The organism is Bacillaceae bacterium S4-13-56 (assembly GCA_040191315.1).
Lineage (GTDB): Bacteria > Bacillota > Bacilli > Bacillales > JAWJLM01 > JAWJLM01.
Map to the genome: position 1 here is coordinate 1 of JAWJLM010000031.1, position 15,561 is coordinate 15,561.

The 15,561-nt window shown below is 36.7% G+C and carries 20 protein-coding genes and 1 riboswitch; of the genes, 16 read left to right on the forward strand and 4 right to left on the reverse strand.

Annotated features, from left to right (window positions below):
- Window positions 1-453 precede the first annotated feature (453 nt).
- The 14 genes from RZN25_09700 to sufB all read left to right on the forward strand — a co-directional run bounded on the left by RZN25_09700 (window position 454) and on the right by sufB (window position 11,679).
- Window positions 454-810, forward strand: coding sequence for an arsenate reductase family protein (locus RZN25_09700; protein ID MEQ6377093.1), 357 nt, complete (start codon window positions 454-456; stop codon window positions 808-810).
- A gap of 117 nt (window positions 811-927) precedes the next feature.
- The gene (gene gcvH / locus RZN25_09705; GenBank protein MEQ6377094.1) at window positions 928-1,311 is read left to right on the forward strand and encodes a glycine cleavage system protein GcvH; all 384 of its coding nucleotides are present in this window, start codon (window positions 928-930) and stop codon (window positions 1,309-1,311) included.
- Between the two features lie 56 nt (window positions 1,312-1,367).
- A complete protein-coding gene (locus tag RZN25_09710) occupies window positions 1,368-1,502 on the forward strand; it encodes a hypothetical protein (protein MEQ6377095.1) in 135 nt (44 codons plus the stop codon).
- 69 nt (window positions 1,503-1,571) lie between these two features.
- On the forward strand, window positions 1,572-1,925 hold the full coding sequence (locus RZN25_09715) for a toprim domain-containing protein (GenBank protein MEQ6377096.1): 354 nt from the start codon (window positions 1,572-1,574) through the stop codon (window positions 1,923-1,925).
- Between the two features lie 10 nt (window positions 1,926-1,935).
- Window positions 1,936-2,256, forward strand: coding sequence for a thioredoxin family protein (locus tag RZN25_09720; protein MEQ6377097.1), 321 nt, complete (start codon window positions 1,936-1,938; stop codon window positions 2,254-2,256).
- Between the two features lie 127 nt (window positions 2,257-2,383).
- Window positions 2,384-2,494: riboswitch (SAM riboswitch) on the forward strand.
- Window positions 2,495-2,624: 130 nt separating this feature from the next.
- On the forward strand, window positions 2,625-3,641 hold the full coding sequence (locus RZN25_09725) for a methionine ABC transporter ATP-binding protein (protein ID MEQ6377098.1): 1,017 nt from the start codon (window positions 2,625-2,627) through the stop codon (window positions 3,639-3,641).
- The gene (locus tag RZN25_09730; GenBank protein ID MEQ6377099.1) at window positions 3,634-4,299 is read left to right on the forward strand and encodes a methionine ABC transporter permease; all 666 of its coding nucleotides are present in this window, start codon (window positions 3,634-3,636) and stop codon (window positions 4,297-4,299) included. The genes RZN25_09725 and RZN25_09730 overlap by 8 nt, the downstream gene beginning before the upstream one ends.
- 24 nt (window positions 4,300-4,323) lie before the next feature.
- A complete protein-coding gene (locus RZN25_09735) occupies window positions 4,324-5,229 on the forward strand; it encodes a MetQ/NlpA family ABC transporter substrate-binding protein (GenBank protein MEQ6377100.1) in 906 nt (301 codons plus the stop codon).
- Window positions 5,230-5,974: 745 nt separating this feature from the next.
- On the forward strand, window positions 5,975-6,115 hold the full coding sequence (locus RZN25_09740) for a hypothetical protein (protein ID MEQ6377101.1): 141 nt from the start codon (window positions 5,975-5,977) through the stop codon (window positions 6,113-6,115).
- 386 nt (window positions 6,116-6,501) lie between these two features.
- Window positions 6,502-7,287 carry a Fe-S cluster assembly ATPase SufC gene (sufC, locus tag RZN25_09745; GenBank protein ID MEQ6377102.1) on the forward strand — a complete coding sequence of 262 codons (786 nt, stop codon included), beginning with the start codon at window positions 6,502-6,504 and terminating at the stop codon, window positions 7,285-7,287.
- A gap of 13 nt (window positions 7,288-7,300) precedes the next feature.
- The gene (gene sufD / locus RZN25_09750) at window positions 7,301-8,611 is read left to right on the forward strand and encodes a Fe-S cluster assembly protein SufD (protein ID MEQ6377103.1); all 1,311 of its coding nucleotides are present in this window, start codon (window positions 7,301-7,303) and stop codon (window positions 8,609-8,611) included.
- 3 nt (window positions 8,612-8,614) lie between these two features.
- Window positions 8,615-9,835, forward strand: coding sequence for a cysteine desulfurase (locus RZN25_09755; GenBank protein ID MEQ6377104.1), 1,221 nt, complete (start codon window positions 8,615-8,617; stop codon window positions 9,833-9,835).
- Window positions 9,825-10,262: an SUF system NifU family Fe-S cluster assembly protein gene (locus RZN25_09760; GenBank protein ID MEQ6377105.1), complete on the forward strand. Its 438-nt coding sequence runs from the start codon at window positions 9,825-9,827 to the stop codon at window positions 10,260-10,262. The genes RZN25_09755 and RZN25_09760 overlap by 11 nt, the downstream gene beginning before the upstream one ends.
- A 19-nt stretch (window positions 10,263-10,281) precedes the next feature.
- On the forward strand, window positions 10,282-11,679 hold the full coding sequence (gene sufB / locus RZN25_09765) for a Fe-S cluster assembly protein SufB (GenBank protein MEQ6377106.1): 1,398 nt from the start codon (window positions 10,282-10,284) through the stop codon (window positions 11,677-11,679).
- A gap of 88 nt (window positions 11,680-11,767) precedes the next feature.
- On the opposite strand, the gene RZN25_09770 is transcribed toward sufB, so the two are convergent.
- The 4 genes from RZN25_09770 to RZN25_09785 all read right to left on the reverse strand — a co-directional run bounded on the left by RZN25_09770 (window position 11,768) and on the right by RZN25_09785 (window position 14,282).
- On the reverse strand, window positions 11,768-12,499 hold the full coding sequence (locus RZN25_09770) for a site-specific integrase (protein ID MEQ6377107.1): 732 nt from the start codon (window positions 12,497-12,499) through the stop codon (window positions 11,768-11,770).
- Between the two features lie 20 nt (window positions 12,500-12,519).
- Window positions 12,520-13,605 (reverse strand): copper amine oxidase N-terminal domain-containing protein, encoded by a 1,086-nt coding sequence (locus RZN25_09775; protein ID MEQ6377108.1) that lies wholly within the window; start codon window positions 13,603-13,605, stop codon window positions 12,520-12,522.
- 232 nt (window positions 13,606-13,837) lie between these two features.
- The gene (locus RZN25_09780; GenBank protein ID MEQ6377109.1) at window positions 13,838-14,005 is read right to left on the reverse strand and encodes a hypothetical protein; all 168 of its coding nucleotides are present in this window, start codon (window positions 14,003-14,005) and stop codon (window positions 13,838-13,840) included.
- A gap of 52 nt (window positions 14,006-14,057) precedes the next feature.
- Window positions 14,058-14,282, reverse strand: coding sequence for a helix-turn-helix domain-containing protein (locus RZN25_09785; protein ID MEQ6377110.1), 225 nt, complete (start codon window positions 14,280-14,282; stop codon window positions 14,058-14,060).
- Between the two features lie 187 nt (window positions 14,283-14,469).
- Here RZN25_09785 and RZN25_09790 point away from each other — a divergent pair, with 187 nt between their 5' ends.
- Entirely contained in the window at window positions 14,470-15,276 is an 807-nt protein-coding gene (locus RZN25_09790; protein MEQ6377111.1) for a hypothetical protein, read from the forward strand.
- Entirely contained in the window at window positions 15,266-15,505 is a 240-nt protein-coding gene (locus tag RZN25_09795) for a hypothetical protein (protein ID MEQ6377112.1), read from the forward strand. The genes RZN25_09790 and RZN25_09795 overlap by 11 nt, the downstream gene beginning before the upstream one ends.
- Window positions 15,506-15,561: the final 56 nt, after the last annotated feature.

Genomic DNA, 15,561 nt, shown 5'->3' on the forward strand with positions numbered 1-15,561 from the left:
TCAACAAAAGAGCACTTATTATAAAGTTTCAGCAAGGGTCAATCCACGAAACTCAACAAAAGAGCGCTTATTATAGAGTTTCAGCGAGGGTCTATCCACGAAACTCAACAAAAGAGCACTTATTATAAAGTTTCAGCAAGGGTCAATCCACGAAACTCAACAAAAGAGCGCTTATTATAGAGTTTCAGCAGGGATCAACCCACGAAACTCAACAAAAGAGCGCTTATTATAGAGTTTCAGCGAGGGTCTATCCACGAAACTCAATAAAAGAGCACTTATTAATTAGAATTCAGTAGCTACCAACCCACGAAACACAATTAAATAGATGACATGATTCAGTTTCAGCAACGTTAAAAAGAAAAGACAATATATCTCTCCAAAAAATTATGAAACGCTAATCCGCCTGTGTTAAAATAGGGTTGGATATGTAAATAATGGGGGGTTAAGTGAAGAATGGGGTTAACTGTATATGCTTACCCAAAATGCAGCACTTGTCGGAAAGCTCAGAAGTGGTTAGATGAGCATCAACTAGATTATAAAGTTATACATATTGTTGAAAAGCCACCCACAAAGAATGAAATACAAAACCTTATAGCTCAAAGTGATCAGCCTATAAAAAAGTTTTTTAATACTAGTGGGATGAAATACCGTGAGCTAGGCCTAAAGGATAAACTGAAGACGGCCTCTGAAGAGGAAATGTTGGAGTGGCTAGCTTCGGATGGGATGATTTTGAAACGTCCGATTGTGACAGATGGGAATAAAGTAACAGTAGGTTTTCAAGAGGATAAATTTGCTAGTACTTGGCTATAATGAGTATGAGTTTCTTTGTATTAGTCATCGCAACAAATCTGTGAGCAGAATATTTTGGTTTTAATGATATTCCCTATAAAGTAGGAAAATGAAGATTACATAATGGAGGGGTAAAAGATGAGTTTACCAAAAGAATTACGTTATTCAAAAGAGCATGAATGGGTGAAAGAAGAAGGTGGACAAGTACGCATTGGGATCACAGACTTTGCACAATCTGAACTTGGTGATATCGTATTTGTTGAACTTCCAGAAGTAGGGGACGAAATTGAAGTTGATCAGCCCTTTGGAAGTGTCGAATCTGTAAAGACCGTTTCTGAGCTTTATGCTCCTGTAAGTGGAAAAGTAGTGGCTATTAACGAAGAATTAGAAGATAGCCCTGAATTTGTAAATGAATCCCCATATGAAAAGGCGTGGATGATCCTAGTTGAGCTAAGTGATTCTTCCCAACTTGATGATCTTTTATCAGCAGAAGATTATGAAAAGGTCATCACTAAGGAGTAAATTTTTCCACTTAGATCCCCTCATTTTCTGGGTAAAATAGAAATGGGGTGATTTTCATGAGAACCAATCCAAATGGTAAGTGGATGAATAAAAAACAACGTGACGTTGTTAAAGCTCCCCGAAAAGAAAGAAATAATTATCAAACGCCTAAAGCAAGACAGTATGTGGATTGCGATCAAGGCTGGTGTTAAAAGGATAAAAGTAGCAGTGTTTTACACTGCTACTTTTGTGCATTATTTTTTTTAAAAGAAAGGATTCCTATGATGGAAGCAGATCAAAGGATCATTATTGTGGAAGGAAAAACCGACCTCAAACAAGTAAAGAAAATCCTCGAAGAGGATATAGATGTTATTTGTACTTATGGAACATTGGGAGTTGAACGGCTTGAGGAGATGATAGAAGAGTATCAGTTGGACGAATTGGATGTATATATCTTAGTAGATGAGGATGAATCAGGACAAAAACTTCGAAAACAATTGTCAAGAGAGCTTCCACATGCACAACATATTTTCATTGATAAATCCTTTCGTGAAGTAGCTACAACACCTCTAAATCATTTGGCTGTGGCTCTACTAAGTAAAAATTTAAAAGTGAAAACCGAATGGTTAAAATAGGAGGATTCCTATGATTGAAATTTCAGAAGAACAAGCCCTTGAAAGAATGACTAACTATCCTGATGAGTTGACATTGTTATTTTTTGTAAGTCCTTTTTGTTATACATGTAGGGTAGAGGAACGTAAGCTTGAAGTATTAGAAAAAATGATTGCTCCCATGAAAATCATTAAAATAAATGGCATGGTTAGCCCAAATCTAATTGAAAAATTTAAAATTACAAAAGTACCCTCTTTATTACTAGTTAAAGATAATGAATTAAAATCAAGCATTTACACCTTTTATTCCATACCAGAAATTTTCGAGAAAATTAACCGTTTACAAAGTGACTAAATCAGTATTTCTCTAAAAAATGAAAATTGACGGCTAAAAAAGCTTTTAAAAAATCTGTTGACAATCATTTTTTTCGCGTGCTATGATGCAGGAGTATTAAAATTCAAATATTCAATTTAATAACTTTCTCTTATCCAGAGAGGTGGAGGGACTGGCCCTATGAAGCCCGGCAACCGTCAAGCATCTGCTTGAAATGGTGCCAATTCCTGCGAAGTCGAATGACTTTGGCAGATGAGAGAACGACTGAGCGTATTTTCAGCGCCTTTCTGTTCTCTTGTGCAGAAAGGCGCTTTTGTTTTGTCCTCATCCCTACTCAAGGATATTTTGGAGAAAAAGGTTAAAAGTAATTGAAAGGAGGGACCCTTTACATGATAACGATTCAATCGCTTTCTAAAACATATAAAGGGCAGGTCCGTGCTGTAAATGATCTAAACCTTGAAATTAAACAAGGAGAAATCTTTGGCGTGATTGGTTATAGTGGGGCCGGGAAAAGTACCTTTATTCGTTTGCTTAATCGTCTGGAAGAGCCTACCCATGGGTCTGTAAAAATAGGCGGGAAAGATATCACCAAAATGAAACGTAAGGAATTACGTTTAGCCAGACAAGATATAGGAATGATTTTCCAACATTTCAACTTGCTTTGGTCTAGAACAGTACGTCAAAATATTTCCTTCCCACTAGAAATTGCAGGCATCCCTCCCTTTGAAAGAAAGGCACGTGTCGATGAACTCATTGATTTAGTCGGTCTAAAGGGGAGAGAAAATGCATACCCAAGTCAGCTAAGTGGAGGACAAAAACAGAGAGTCGGGATTGCAAGAGCTTTGGCTAACGAACCAAAGGTTTTATTATGTGATGAAGCAACATCTGCTCTTGATCCGGAAACGACAGATTCCATTTTAGACCTTTTGGTAAGTATAAATCAGAAATTGGGTTTAACAATTATTCTAATTACTCATGAAATGCATGTGATTCGAAAGATTTGTCATCGGGTAGCTGTCATGGAGGAAGGGAATATTGTGGAGCAAGGAGATGTTATGAATATTTTCCTTCACCCTCAAAAACCTGTGACTAGGAAGTTTGTCTCTCAGGTGATGGGGGATCCAGATGAACAGGATATTATAGATTCTTTAGTTGAGCACTACGATTATGGAAAAATTGTAAGGCTCCACTTTGTTGGGTCTAAGGCTAATCAAGCTCTGATAAGTGAATTAATAAAAACTTACGATATTACCATCAATATATTGCAAGGGAAAATCACGCAAACACGTGAAGGAGCTTATGGTACCTTGTTTGTTCATATTGAAGGAGAAGAAACAGAGATAGAAAAAGCTATCCGTCATATAGAAAAGACCTCAGTGGAAGTTGAGGTGAAGACCAATGCTTAGTGAACTATTTCCAAATGTAGATTCAGAAGATTTATATGAAGCGACCATTGACACGTTATATATGACTGGTATTTCTGTAGTAGGTACCTTTATTCTTGGGATTTTATTAGGATTATTATTGTTTTTGACGGCTAAAGGTGGACTTACGAATAGGGTTTTAAATTTAATAACGGCAGTCGTGGTAAATGTCTTTCGTGCCATCCCTTTTATTATTTTGATATTGCTCTTATTCCCTTTTACGGATTGGTTAATGGGAACGATTCGCGGACCAAAGGCAGCACTTCCAGCACTTATTGTTGGGGCAGCACCCTTTTATGGGAGAATGGTCGAGATTGCTTTAAAAGAAGTGGATAAAGGAGTCATTGAGGCTGCCGAAGCCATGGGTGCGAAAATTTCAACCGTCATTTTTAAGGTGCTATTACCCGAGTCAATGCCAGCTCTCATCTCAGGAATTACAGTAACAGCAATTTCTTTAATAGGGTATACAGCAGTTGCTGGAGTTATTGGAGCAGGTGGGTTAGGAGACTTAGCCTACATGAAAGGCTTCCAACGACGTGATTTTGATGTTGTTGTAGCATGTACGATATTAATCGTATTTATTGTATTTGTTTTTCAGTTTATTGGAGATTTCATTTCTAATAAATTAGATAAAAGATAATTAATCAAAAAGGGGAGTTACAACATGAAAAAAGTATGGTTAACAGTAATTAGTGCATTATTTATCCTGGCATTAGCTGCTTGTGGAACAAGTGATGAAAACAGTGCAGACACAGAAAATAATGCAGCAGCAAATCAAGCATCCGAAGAAAATAATACAGCCACAAATGAAGGAACAGAGCAAGAAGAACAAGATTTAGTTACTCTTAAAGTTGGTGCAACTAGCGTTCCTCATGCAGAAGTGTTAGAACAAGCACAGCCATTACTAGAAGAGCAAGGTGTTCAGCTTGAGATTGAAGTATACCAAGATTACCTTCTTCCAAATGAGGATTTAAGCAATGGAGGTCTTGATGCAAACTATTTCCAACATATCCCGTACCTAGAACAACAAATTGCGGATTTCGGTTATGATTTTGTGAATGCTGGTGGAATTCACATTGAACCAATGGGTATTTATTCTAAAAATATTAAAAGCGTAGATGATATTAAAGAGGGAACAGTTGTCATTATGAGCCGTTCCATCGCGGACCATGGCCGTATTCTTTCTTTACTTGAAAGAGAAGGAATCCTTAAGCTTTCAGATGATGTAAATAAAGTAGAAGCAACTGAAGATGACATTGTTGAAAACCCATTAAACCTTGAGTTTGATGCAAGTATTGATGCAGGCTTCCTTCCTGAATATTATGAGAGAGAAGAAGATGCTCTAGTTGCGATCAATACTAACTATGCAATTGAAGCGGGATTAATTCCTACGGAAGATGCACTTATTCTCGAAGGTTCAGAATCACCTTACGTAAATGTGATTGCTGTTCGCAGTGAAGATAAAGAATCAGAAGCTATTCAAAAGCTTGTAGATGTTTTACGTTCTGAAGAAATTCAAAACTTTATTAATGAAAAGTATGAAGGTGCAGTTGTACCTGTAAGCGAATAATATGGAAGATTCCTCCCTTGGATAGAATACTATGGTTAAGGTCAAACTACCTATATCCATTATTCAATGGGAGGATTTTTTGAAGGAAAGAGTGCTGTAAATTCAACCGAATTAGCTTTACCATATTATAAGGAAGAGAATGGATTTTTTCAGAAATATGCCGGATGTAGCTAGTCATACGAAAGATGGCTTTAAGAGGGAAGATTTCTCAAAAGCATAAGTAATTAATGGGGTTAGCTATTGGGATAGCTTCACAAAAGGAGTATTGTATTATTTCTCGCACGAATGGAAGTAATACCCAGCCCAAATCTTAAGTAAAACAGGAAGAGTAGGTAGGGGTTTTACTCCCATGAAAATAAAACATTAAATTAAATTTTCATCCTTATTGGTGAAGTTTGCTTCATGGTTGGCGACCGAATGGTTCAAGAACCTTTAGGTATATCCTTGGGCGCTAACCATCAGTGGAGACCCTGCTGATTGAAGTTTCACTTTATCCTTATCATTAAATAGCAAAAATGTAGGATATCGAAGAATGAGGCAGAAAATCTTACAATATTGCTAAAAAGCATACACAGCTTAAGGCACAGCTTTGCAAATGCTATTCCTTGGGGATATTTTTCTTCAAATCAGTTTTGATGAAAGAATTGATCGTTGCTATACTTGATCATGTAAAAACTCTTGAAGGGAAGGATTTATTATTCAAAACCAATTGGATTTGAATTACACCAATGACATGGAGAAGGCAATGCATCAATCCCACGGAATTGGCTATGAGGAGTACAGTCGAAAGCTTGATCAACGAATAAAAATCGAAAAGCGTAGAGAAATGGAATATCAAAAAAGCTTAAGTTATGCAGCAGATTTTGAGCGTCAGGCTCACCGATAAAAAGTAGAAGGAAAAAGACAGACGGCCTCATTTATTGAGTTCGTCTGTCTTTTTTTTGCAGATAGGAAGAAATAAAAAACTTTTCCTATCTGCATAAGGGTCACTAAGACATTCGTTATAAAAATGGCTTAGTAAATGCTGGATTTTCTAATATTATCACGTTATTTATCTTAAATATTTTTTATAGTTATTTTTTATTCATAGTTATTTTAAATAAGGAGTAATATTGATATCAAAGGGCTTATAAGCTAAGGGTCTACAAAAGTTTGTATTTCTAGCTAAATTAGTTGATAATACAATATAGATGATATAAGATTGTAATGAGAATAGAATGAGAATAAAAAAATTCTATGAAACAAAATTATAGATAAAATGGAGGTATTATTATGGCGGGATCTACTCTTGAAATTAAGGATTTACATGTTTCCATTGAAGGAAAGGAAATTTTAAAAGGTGTTAACCTTACCATAAAAGGTGGAGAATTTCACGTAGTAATGGGTCCAAACGGTACCGGAAAATCCACTCTAGCTTCGGCTATTATGGGTCATCCGAAGTTTGAAGTTACTAAAGGATCGGTTTTGTTAGACGGAGAAGACGTTTTAGAAATGGAAGTAGATGAGCGTGCACGTGCTGGACTATTTCTTGCTATGCAATACCCAAGCGAAATTACTGGTGTGACAAACTCAGACTTTTTACGTTCTTCTATTAATGCACGTCGTGAAGAAGGTGAAGAAATCTCTCTTATGAAGTTCATAAAAGAAATGGACGATAATATGGATTACTTAGAGATGGATAAAAATATGGCACAAAGATACTTAAATGAAGGCTTTTCGGGTGGAGAGAAGAAACGTAATGAAATTCTACAATTAATGATGCTTAAGCCTGCGATTGGAATTCTTGACGAGATTGATTCAGGTCTTGATATTGACGCCTTAAAAGTTGTTTCTAAGGGAATTAACAAGTTACGTAATGAGGATTTTGGATGTTTAATCATTACTCACTACCAGCGTTTATTAAACTATATTACTCCAGACTATGTTCATGTAATGATGCAAGGGCGTGTAGTAAAATCCGGTGGACCTGAGCTTGCACAACATCTTGAAGAAGAAGGTTATGACTGGATCAAACAAGAATTAGGTATTGAAGACGAAACTGTTGGCCAAGAAGCGTAAGAGGGGGGATAGCATGAGCGTAGAAACCGTACTACCATACGAAAAATCCTATGTCGAATCCTTTTCAACCGGCCGCGGCGAACCACGGTGGATGACTTCACTACGTCAACAGGCAATTGAAAAGGCAGAACAATTGGCTTTGCCAAAGCCTGAAAAAACAAAAATTACAGATTGGAACTTCTCACGCTTCAAACACTACGTTGAGGGACAATCTGTTCAGTCTTTTGATGACCTTCCTGCTGAAATCCAGGGGTTGTTGTCAAAGGATGATTTCGCGAAAGCAAATTTATTTATTCAGCGTAACCATACAGCAGCTTATCTATCTCTATCTGATGACCTGAAGAACAAAGGTGTTATTTTTACAGATATGGCGACTGCACTTAAGGAGCATTCTGACCTTGTTCAACGCTATTATATGAAAGAAACTGTTTCCTATGATGAGCATCGTTTAACGGCTCTTCATGCCGCATTAATGAATGGCGGAGCTTTTGTTTATATTCCAAAAAATGTGGAAGTAGAAAAGCCGCTTCAATCAATTTTCTGGCAAGAAGACCCACAAGCTGCCTTATTTAATCACGTGATCATTGTAGCAGAAGAGGGAAGCTCAGTAACTTATGTAGAAAATTATATTTCCTTTAATAATGAGGAAGAAGCTTTTGCTAATATTGTGACTGAGGTTATTGCTCATGATCAAGCTAAGGTTTCCTACGGGGCCGTAGATAATTTTTCAAAAGGAACCACAACCTATGTTAACCGTCGTGGAAACGCACATCGTGATGCTAGAATTGAATGGTCACTTGGTTTAATGAATGACGGAAATACAGTTTCTGAAAACGTTACACATTTGCTTGGAGATAATTCTAGTGCAGATGCAAAGTCTGTATCTGTAGGGCGAGGAAATCAAAAGCAAAACTTCGTATCAAATATCATTCATTTTGGAAAACATTCCGATGGATATATTTTACAACATGGAGTTATGAAAGACTCAGCAAGTTCTATCTTTAATGGAATTGGAAAGATTGAACATGGAGCAACAAAGTCAAGTGCAGAGCAAGAATCCCGTGTTCTTATGTTAAGTAAAGATGCACGTGGGGACGCTAATCCAATTCTTCTTATTGATGAAGATGATGTATCGGCTGGACACGCAGCATCTGTAGGACGTGTAGATCCTGTTCAATTATATTATTTAATGAGTCGCGGTATTACAAAACAAGAAGCTGAACGCTTGGTTATCCATGGTTTCTTAGCACCTGTTGTTGATCAACTTCCTATTGAATCCGTAAAATCACAACTTAAAGAGGTTATTGAAAGGAAAGTGCGGTAAATGATGGACATTAAGGGAATAAAAGAGCAGTTTCCTATACTCAACCAAGAAGTTAATGGTCATCCTTTAGTATATTTGGATAGTGCTGCTACATCTCAAAAACCCCTTAAAGTCATAGAGGCTATTGAAACGTATTACAAAGAGTACAATTCAAATGTACACCGTGGAGTTCATACCTTAGGAACTAGAGCTACTGATGGTTATGAAAAATCTCGAGAAAAGGTTAGAGCCTTTATTGGGGCTAAGCATGTGGAAGAAATTATTTTTACTCGTGGTACCACAACTTCTATTAATACTGTTGCCTACAGTTACGCAAGGGCAAACCTTAAAGAAGGCGATGAGATTGTTATCACACCAATGGAACACCATAGTAATATTATTCCTTGGCAACAAGCAGCCAAAGCTACGGGTGCCACATTAAAATACATCCCATTGCAAGAGGATGGGACTATTACTTTAAAAGATGCTGAAGGAGTCATTACTTCAAACACCAAAATAGTGGCAATGATGCAAGTTTCCAATGTATTAGGAACGGTTAATCCCGTAAAAGAAATTGCTGAAATTGCCCATCGTAATGGTGCAGTACTATTAGTGGATGGAGCACAGAGTACTCCTCATATGCGTATTAATGTACAAGAGCTTGATTGTGATTTCTTTGCTTTTTCAGGACATAAAATGTGTGGTCCTACTGGGATTGGGGTACTATATGGTAAAAAAGCACTGTTAGAAAAAATGGAGCCAGTAGAATTTGGTGGAGAAATGATTGATTTCGTTGAACTTTATGACTCCACTTGGAAAGAACTCCCTTGGAAGTTTGAAGGGGGAACACCAATTATTGCTGGAGCTATAGGTTTGGGAGCAACAATTGATTTCCTAGAGGAAATTGGTCTAGACCATATTTTAGATCATGAAAAGAAATTAACAGCCTACGCCATGGCTGAACTTCAAACTATCCCAGACCTAACGATTTATGGTCCAAAGGAAAGAGCAGGTTTAGTGACTTTCAATTTAGCCGATGTTCATCCTCATGATGTGGCTACTGTATTAGATGCAGAAGGAATTGCTGTTCGAGCAGGACATCATTGTGCACAACCATTGATGAAATGGTTAAAGGTTTCCTCAACAGCTAGAGCAAGTTTTTATTTATACAACACAGAAGAGGATATTGATCGACTTGTTGAAGGATTAAAAAAGACGAAGGAGTATTTTAGCGATGTCTTTTAATAATTTAGATACCTTGTATCGTCAAGTCATCATGGATCATTACAAGAATCCAAGGAACCGTGGGTCAGTCGAAGGTAACCATCTATCCATTGATATGAACAATCCTACATGTGGGGATCGGATTCAATTACAGCTTCAAATTGAAGATGGTCATGTCAAGGATGCAAAATTTGATGGGGAGGGCTGTTCCATCAGTATGTCCTCTGCTTCTATGATGACGCAAACCATCAAAGGAAAGCCGGTAGAAAAAGCTTTAAAATTGTCTAGAATATTTTCTGATATGATGCAAGGAAAAGAGTATGATACAGAAGGCTTGGATTTGGGTGATTTGGAGGCTCTTCAAGGAGTAGCAAAATTCCCAGCACGAATTAAATGTGCGACGTTATGTTGGAAGGCTATGGAAAAGGGCGTTCACGAGAAGGAATAACGAAAAGGAGGTCATAGGAATGGCTAAAAAAGCTCCCGAAATTGGAGAATACAAATACGGGTTTCATGAGAGAGACGTGTCCATTTTCAAAACGGAACGCGGATTGACACCTGCTATTGTTGAGGAAATTTCTAAAATAAAAAATGAACCGCAGTGGATGTTAGATTTTCGTCTAAAATCATTGGAACATTTTTATAGTATGCCAATGCCTCAATGGGGTGGAGATCTTACAGGTTTAAACTTTGATGAGATCACTTATTACGTAAAACCATCTGAGAAATCAGAGAAATCTTGGGATGAGGTTCCAGAGGAGATCAAACGAACTTTTGATAAACTTGGAATTCCCGAAGCTGAACAAAAGTACTTGGCTGGGGTTTCTGCTCAATATGAATCTGAGGTAGTTTATCATAATATGAAAGAAGATCTTCATAAAATGGGAATCGTGTTTAAGGATACAGATTCTGCGCTTAAAGAAAACGAGGATTTATTTAGGGAGCATTTTGGTAAAACTATTCCACCATCAGATAACAAATTTGCTGCCCTAAACTCAGCTGTTTGGTCAGGTGGATCTTTTATCTATGTACCAAAGGGAGTAAAAACAGACACTCCGCTGCAAGCATACTTCCGTATTAATTCTGAGAATATGGGGCAGTTTGAGCGTACGTTAATCATTGTGGATGAAGATGCATCCGTACACTATGTTGAGGGATGTACAGCTCCAGTTTATACAACAAACTCGCTCCACAGTGCAGTTGTTGAAATCATTATTAAAAAAGGTGGATACTGCCGTTATACTACCATCCAAAACTGGGCAAATAACGTATTTAACCTAGTAACAAAGCGTGCTGTCTGTGAAGCAAACGCTACAATGGAATGGGTAGATGGGAATATTGGTTCTAAATTAACCATGAAATATCCAGCTGTTATTCTTAAAGGTGAAGGTGCTCGTGGCATGACATTGTCCATTGCTATTGCTGGTAAGGGGCAACATCAAGACGCTGGAGCAAAAATGCTTCACTTAGCTCCAAACACATCTTCTACTATTGTTTCTAAGTCCATCTCTAAGCATGGTGGCAAAGTAACATACCGTGGAATCGTTCAATTTGGACGAAAAGCTGATGGCGCACGTTCTAATATCGAGTGTGATACGTTAATTATGGATAATAAATCTACTTCAGATACGATCCCATATAATGAAATCCTTAATGATAATATTTCTTTGGAGCATGAAGCCAGAGTATCTAAGGTATCAGAAGAGCAATTGTTCTACCTCATGAGCCGTGGATTAACGCAAGAAGAAGCAACAGAGATGATCGTAATGGGCTTCATCGAACCATTTACAAAAGAACTTCCAATGGAATATGCGGTTGAAATGAACCGCTTAATCAAGTTCGAGATGGAAGGTTCTATTGGTTAAAAATTAAAAACCCTTGATGTGACGGGGTTTAACAAATGATATGATGATGTTTAAAACGGGGTCGTGCCGATTTTGTGCCGATCCCGTTTTATCTTTTGGTGTAGGAAGAGAATTTTTTGAGTTCTTCTTCATTTTTTTCAGTGATATCCAGGTATGTGTCAGCCGTTGTTTTGATCGTTTTGTGGCCTAACCGCTTGAATACATATTTTATGCTTGCTCCTGATTCTAAAAGTAGCACTGCATGAGTATGTCTGAATCCATGAGTGCCTTTGTAAGGTACTTTTGCTTTTTTGCAATACTCTTTAATAGTGTCTCGAATGGTTGATGGAGTTAGATAGTTACCCAAGTAATTCTGAAAGATAATACCATCTTCATTTTGTCTAAACGATTTGTACTTTAGAATGACCTGGTGTTGTTCTAACTTAAACTTTTTAAGCTCTTTCAACAGAACCTCATCAAGTGTAATGGTTCGATAGGACGATGTGTTTTTTAATGATGTGAGTTTAACATTGTTGTTATCGTCCCTGCTGGTTTGCCTTTCTACTGTTAATTTATTTCCTTCAATATCAGTCCATCGTAAAGCCAGAGCTTCGCTGATCCTTAATCCGGTTTGACTCAAAAAATACATGAGCATGTAGTATAATCGATACTCAGAAAATCGTTGGTGTCTGTATGTCTCCATGAAGTCTAATAGTTGATTCAATTCTTCCAGGGAGAAATATTTGATTTCCTTTTTGATTTCAACTTTATCCTTTACTGGAATTCTTAGTTTAGATGTTGGATCCTTATCTAAGATTTTAGAAAAGAAATAGCCCCACAAATGTGAGGGCTATTTCTTATTTAATAACCTGCCTCTTTTAATAACTGGTATAGGATATTAGGGTTAATACCATCTTGTATATAAGGATTGGTGGTCACTCTCCCATATATGTTTCCATTAAGATCATATATGATTGGTGGGTTTTGAGAATATTCATTAAATGCACTGTATGTCGCATACGGGCTTCCATAAGTACCATATTCATTCCATATACTATTACTACGATAAGGGCTTCCGTATGCCCCATATTCGTTGAAGATACTTTCACTATCATATTTATTAGTTGTCAGTTTTCCCAAATAAGTACCTTTATGATTATCTGCAATAAGAATTAAAGTAGTTTGATAGTTTGGTTGTGTGGGAGTTATTGGCAAAGTTGCTGAAACAACATTACTAAAATCAGACTCAACCCCGTTTTTTACTGCAGTAACTTTATAGTACCAAGTCTCTCCAGGGTTTACTCCGGTGTGAATTGCCCCTACTTCAAACTTAGCCTTACTGTTACTATTTTCTAAAAAAGGTAAGTATGCGCCTTCCATTGAATAATTAAAATATACGTGATAGTAGTCAACATTTTGGTCAATAATCCAATTCACTTTAACTTGATCATTAGATGCTAGTGCAACTACCCCTTCTGGAGGAGGGACTATTTTTATATTTGTATCAGTATTGCTTGTATTTATGGTTACTGTTTTTGTGTCTTGTATCCATCCGACTTTTGCTCCTAAAGATTCACCTATAAATCTTATTGGTACAAGCGTCCTTCCGTTTAGTGCAATTGCTGGTACATCCAATAAATATTGCACCCCATTAATTTTTGCTTCTTTTGAATTAAGGGTTAATTCAATTGTTGTAGAACCTTTATGTGCGGTAACCTTTTTCTGTTCTTGGTTCCATTCAACGGTAGCTCCAAGACTTTCAAAAACCCCCCTTAATGGAACAAGTGTTCTTTGATCTTTAACAATCGGTGGTTGATCATATTGCTGCTTTTCGCCATTAATTACGATAGAAATCTCTTCATTGGCAAAGACGTTTTCTTGAAAGACAAAAAAACCACTTAAGAAAAACAATAATACTAATAATACCTTCTTTTTTGAAGTATGCATTAACATTCACCGCCCTTATTTTGTATTTATAAACTTTTAATAGATTCTTAATGTTGTTTCCTAAAATTTTGTTCTTCTTTTATTTTAACATTATTTCTTCTAAATATTTCCTATAATTAATTTTATTCATATGCTCCCTCAGTCTTTATATAAGTTATCATGCTTGGGAACCTTTCATCCGCACTTTCCCTCGAGTATTCCGATCCATCATCCAAACTATCAAGGGCTAAACTCACAGGGTCCTGCTTAATTTTCCCCATTCGTATTTATGCATCAAAACACCAAAGTCATCCTTTGACATTGGTTCAAATTCATCCATTAATTCAATGATTTTTATAATCTTATTACGAGCGTCTTTTATCGTATAGTCCGATTGTTCATCTATTAAATAAATTGCCAAAGATAATAGCTTTCCCATTGCTTTATTTCAGTCGTAATTCTCATGTAATTCCTCAAGATCCATCCTCAATCACTTCCTCTAAGAGTTCTTTGATGTCCTTATCTAATAACGCAGCTAATGTAGCAAGTGTAGTAGCTGGAATAGGTGTATATCCTCTAAGATATCTCTTAACTGTGTTCTTATGTACTTTTAATTCTTCTGCTATATAATCCATTACAAATTTTTTCTTAATCAATTCTTCAGCATATTCACCTTTAAATCTATACTTTTTCGCCATTTATATCACCCTTGTTACTAATTCTATTCAAATTTGTTTTATCCTCTAATCAATTAAGGTTAAAATAGTGACCAAATTTGGTCATATTATGAAACCATAGCCCATAGCATTTATTAACAGGTTAATAATCTTTGAATTTACTAGTTTAGTGTTATTAACCCATTAATAAATAGGAGGGATAGATAGGATGACGACTATCATTGGTGGTGACGTGGGGAAGTATCGAACGAGGTTGGTGTCTGGATTCAATAAGCATGTTCATTCATCTAGAATTATTAGACATGACGATTCTAAAATACTCCACGATTTAAAGGATGGAAAAGACTTTTTAGTCGATTTCAATAAGCAAAAATATTTTGTTGGGGATCTGGCCAAGAGAGAGGGGAAGTTCCACATTCAGTACCGAAACACTTCAAAGGTGCATTATACTACTCTTATCAATCTCATTTGTGGATTGGATAACTTTAAAGATGACAATTTTAAGATTGTACTTAATACACCTATAGGCAACAAAGATAAATCTGAGATTAAAACTCTCAAAAAACTAATTAAAGGAGAGCATAGGATTCCAATTAACGGTGAGGGAAAAAAGATTAATATCGAAGAGGTTGGGATATGGGTAGAAGGTGGAACTGGTTTCTTTGCTCAACCTCGAGGAGGGATTGTCCAGGGATTTGACTTTGGCTCTACTACCACAAATGTATTTTTTTTTGAAGATCGCTATTTCATAAATGAAAAGAGTTTAACCATTCCGTATGGGATTGAAAACTCTAAAGAAATTGCTAAAAATCCATGTGCTTTCATGGAATCTATCTATTCTCAATTGTCCAATGATTATCAGCCAATGAATGACACCTTGGTATTGGGAGGTGGTCATAGAGTTATGTTCGATTTTGTTAAAGAATACTACCCTAAAGCTTACTTATCGGATGATCCCGATTTTGACACAGCAAAGGGATTATACGTATTAGCGAGGAATCAATATGGCCGATAAATATGAAAGATTACAGTGTCCTTTAAATAAAGAAATTCCAGAGCAGGCGGATCTGTACAAATATGTAATTGACCAAACTGGAGGGAAAGGAATAGGTGAGTTTTTGAGGAGTTTAATCCGTCTGCATAGAGAGGGGAGGTTGATTCTAACTCAACTTAACTTTGAGCAAGTAAATACAGATCCAGTAATTGAGGAGGATACCAATTACATGGATAACCTGGTCTTATAAACCTTCTCCCCATCCAAAAAAGGAGTGACCAAACGACCAAGAGACCAACGACCATG